Raw genomic sequence first — 3,290 nt, forward strand, 5'->3', positions numbered from 1 at the left:
CTTGAGCTGCTCAATCATGAAGTTTTTCTAAAAAAATAAGGCTCTATTGGCCATCTAGTTTAGGTGGGTTTGCTTCTTTATCGTTCAGCCATCGCAACCCATCTCTTGTGGAGACCCCCATGAAGATCGCCCTGATCGGCCCCACCGGCTTTGTCGGCTCGGCCGTGCTCACCGAAGCCCTGTCCCGCGGCCATGCCGTGACCGCCCTGTCGCGCACCCCCGCCAAGCTGGCACCGCAGACCGGCCTGACGGTGGTGCAGGCCGACGCCACCGACCCTGCCCAGGTGGCCGCCGCCGTGGCCGGCACCGATGCGGTGGTGAGCGCCTACAACCCGGGGTGGACGCACCCGGCCATCCACGATGAATTCCTGCGCGGCACGCGCGCCATCGTCGAGGGCGTGAAACGCAGCGGCGTCAAGCGCTTGCTGGTGGTGGGCGGCGCGGGCAGCCTCTACGTGGCGCCGGGCGTGCAGTTGGTGGACACGCCCACCTTCCCCGCCGAGTGGAAGCAAGGCGCGCTCGCCGCCCGGGAAGCACTCAACCTGATCCGCCAAGAAACGGCGCTGGACTGGACCTTCCTGTCGCCGCCCGTGTTCCTGAAGCCGGGCGAGCGCACCGGCGCCTATCGCGTGGGCAGCGACGAGGTGCTGATGGCGGGCGACCAGCCGGCCGGCATCTCGGTGGCCGACCTCGCAGTGGCTCTCCTCGACGAGATCGAACATCCGAAGCACCTGCAACGCCGCTTCACGGTGGCCGCCGCCTGAGCCGGTTCACGCCGCGACGAAGCCCTCGAGCACATTGACCACGTTCACACCGACGTCGGCCACCGCATAGCCACCTTCCATCGTGAAGACGGTGGGCAGGCTCAGGCCGGCGAGCGTGCGGCCGACATCGAGGTAGTCGGCGCTGCGCAGCGCGAACTTCGAGATCGGATCGCCCTCGAAGGTGTCCACGCCCAGGGCCACCACCAGTGCCTGAGGGGCAAAACGGCTGAGCGCCTCCAGCGCCTGGTCGAGCGCACGCCGCCACTCGTGGGCCGACGTGCCGGCAGGCAGCGGCAGGTTGAGGTTGGCGCCCTCTCCCTCACCCTCGCCGCGTTCGTCGGCATGGCCCAGGAAGAAGGGGTACTCAGTGCGCGGGTCGCCATGGAGGGATACGGTGAGCACGTCGCCGCGACCGTAGAAGATCGTCTGCGTGCCGTTGCCGTGGTGGTAGTCGACGTCGAGCACGGCCACACGCTCGCAGCCGCCCTCGCGCAGCGCCTGGGCGGCCAGCGCAGCATTGTTGAGGAAGCAGTAGCCGCCAAAGAAGTCGGGGCCCGCGTGATGGCCTGGCGGGCGTGTGAGGGCAAAGGCCACCCGGGGGCCATCGCTCGCCAGCACTGCGCGTGCCGCGTCGATCGCGCAGGCCGCACCACGAAGCGCGGCCGCCCAGCTCCCACCCACCAGCGGGGTGCCGGCATCGAAGGAGTACAGCCCCAACCGCGCCGCAAAGTTGGTCGGCTCCACATCGTGCCGAAAGCCCCGCACCGGCCACACCGAGGGCAGCACGTCGAGTTCGGCGTTGGCCGCGTCCAGCGCGACCCATTCGCTCCAGGCGCCGGCCAGGAAGTCGAGGTAGCGCGGGGCATGCACGCGACGCAGCAGGGCCTCGTCCGGCGCCCCGGGCTCCCGCAACTCGCCCACCGGACGGCGCCGCAGTTCGGTCAGCACATGCTCCAGACGGGCCGGGGTTTCATGGCAGGGCACCAGGCGGCCGCGGTACATCTCCTGGCGCGGGCAGTGCAGGGCGTGGTCAGGGTTGTGGAAAATGAGCATGGGGTGGACATTACATGGGATGGCGTCCGCTCACCACTCGGCCCCCAGTGGGGCCGGTCGATCTGTTCGGCCAGGTGCGCCCGGCCGCCCGCGCTCACGCGGCAGGCCGCGAAGTGTGCCTGCCAGCCATCGACCACCTGGGCCAGCGCAGCGCCAGGGCCTCCGCCCGGGCCAGTTGCCGCACCAGCCAATCGCGGGTGAGGGCCGCCTGCGGCGTGTCGTCGCGCAGCCAGCGGGCATAGGTGGCCAGGAAGAGCCCAGTGAGCGCCACTTCTTCGGCTTCGCGCCGCAGCCCCACGGACGGCAGGCGCGCCACCTCACGCCACCACTGCACGGTGCGGCTCACGCGCAGCACGCCCTGGACCTGCAGGTGCAGGTGATCGATCTGCAGCTTGTAGCGCAGCATCGCAGCGCTGAGCCGGCGGTGCGGGGCCTGGGCCTGCAGCCAGGCCCACAGGGCACGCTCCAGGCGGTCGCGCACCGGCAGCGCCCCCCCATCCCGGGGCCTCGCCGGCCGCCAGCAGGGCGCAGTCGGCGCGGTCGAACCAGGCCTCGGCCAGCGCATCCTTGTCGTCATAGTGGCGGTAGATCGCCGGCAGGCCCACGCCCAGGGCCTGGGCCAGGTCGTGCAGGTGCAAAGCCTCCCAGCCCAGTCGCTCGCCCAAGACCAGGGCCGCATCGAGGATCTGCTCAGCATCGGGCTGCAGCGGGTCGTCCATGCGACCACGGTAGCGCGAGGCTGGAGCCTTGTCGATCCCCTGGCCCGGACCAGGGCTTCACGGCCGGATGACGCACGGCCAACGCCCTCGCGCGACCGCCCCACCGTCGCCAGCTGTCGCATCGAGGCAGCGGCCGCTCAGCGCCCCATCGGGTTCACGCCGAACAACCAGGCGTGGGCCCAGAGCACGAACACCCCGTAGACGACGAGGCCACCCAGCACGGCCAGCACGTCGTTCACCGTGGCGCCTTGCGCGTAAGCCTTGGCCGGGCGGCGCTGGACCGCGATGCGGTCGGCCACGGCCCAGGCCAGGAAGCCGCCGAAGAGCAGCACGTCGGCCAAAGTGCCGTTGGCCAGCAGGTGGGCCAGGGCCCAGAACTTGGTGGCAGCGAGCATCGGATGCTTGGCCGCACGCTGGAGACGCCCGGGCAGGTAGGCCGCCAGCAGCAGCACGAAGACGGGCAGCATCAACAGCATCGCCCCATGGCGCAAAGCCAACGGCGGGGTATAGAGCACCATCGGCGACTGCCGGGCCAGGCCATAGCCATAGACGATGAGCACGAAGCCTGCCAGTGAGACCAGCGAATACAGGCCCTTCCACGGGCCCTCGCCCAGACGCGCCACCATGCCATCCCGCCAGGGGCGCGCCACGATGGACACCGAATGAACGCCCAGGAAAAGGACCAGACCCAAGATCAGCAGGCTCATCGGGACTCCCGTCGAGGTGATCGCGGCCACCGCAGCCGCAACGGCGC

5 protein-coding genes are annotated in these 3,290 nt (G+C 70.0%); 1 reads left to right on the forward strand and 4 read right to left on the reverse strand.

Annotated elements, in window-relative coordinates; genetic code table 11:
- Positions 1 to 119 precede the first annotated feature (119 nt).
- Positions 120 to 764, forward strand: coding sequence for an NAD(P)-dependent oxidoreductase (locus ACK4ZD_RS15390; protein ID WP_409664058.1), 645 nt, complete (start codon positions 120 to 122; stop codon positions 762 to 764).
- A 6-nt stretch (positions 765 to 770) separates the two neighbouring features.
- On the opposite strand, the gene ACK4ZD_RS15395 is transcribed toward ACK4ZD_RS15390, so the two are convergent.
- The 4 genes from ACK4ZD_RS15395 to ACK4ZD_RS15410 all read right to left on the reverse strand — a co-directional run.
- On the reverse strand, positions 771 to 1,817 hold the full coding sequence (locus tag ACK4ZD_RS15395) for a histone deacetylase family protein (protein WP_409664061.1): 1,047 nt from the start codon (positions 1,815 to 1,817) through the stop codon (positions 771 to 773).
- A gap of 94 nt (positions 1,818 to 1,911) precedes the next feature.
- On the reverse strand, positions 1,912 to 2,163 hold the full coding sequence (locus ACK4ZD_RS15400) for a hypothetical protein (RefSeq protein ID WP_409664064.1): 252 nt from the start codon (positions 2,161 to 2,163) through the stop codon (positions 1,912 to 1,914).
- Positions 2,135 to 2,536 carry a helix-turn-helix domain-containing protein gene (locus ACK4ZD_RS15405; RefSeq protein WP_409664067.1) on the reverse strand — a complete coding sequence of 134 codons (402 nt, stop codon included), beginning with the start codon at positions 2,534 to 2,536 and terminating at the stop codon, positions 2,135 to 2,137. Before ACK4ZD_RS15405 ends, ACK4ZD_RS15400 begins: the two co-directional genes overlap by 29 nt.
- Before the next feature lie 137 nt (positions 2,537 to 2,673).
- The coding region (locus ACK4ZD_RS15410) for an NnrU family protein (RefSeq protein ID WP_409664069.1) at positions 2,674 to 3,290 on the reverse strand (617 nt) is incomplete at its 5' end.

Origin of the sequence: Caldimonas sp. (assembly GCF_046291045.1) — a bacterium.
In the GTDB taxonomy this organism is placed as follows: Bacteria; Pseudomonadota; Gammaproteobacteria; order Burkholderiales; family Burkholderiaceae_C; genus Caldimonas.

What these genes read in the sequence shown, in the direction of transcription:
- ACK4ZD_RS15405 (WP_409664067.1), bottom strand. Translation starts at nt 2,536, where the DNA reads ATGGACGACCCGCTGCAGCCCGATGCTGAGCAGATCCTCGATGCGGCC.
- ACK4ZD_RS15395 (WP_409664061.1), bottom strand. Translation starts at nt 1,817, where the DNA reads ATGCTCATTTTCCACAACCCTGACCACGCCCTGCACTGCCCGCGCCAG.
- ACK4ZD_RS15390 (WP_409664058.1), top strand. Translation starts at nt 120, where the DNA reads ATGAAGATCGCCCTGATCGGCCCCACCGGCTTTGTCGGCTCGGCCGTG.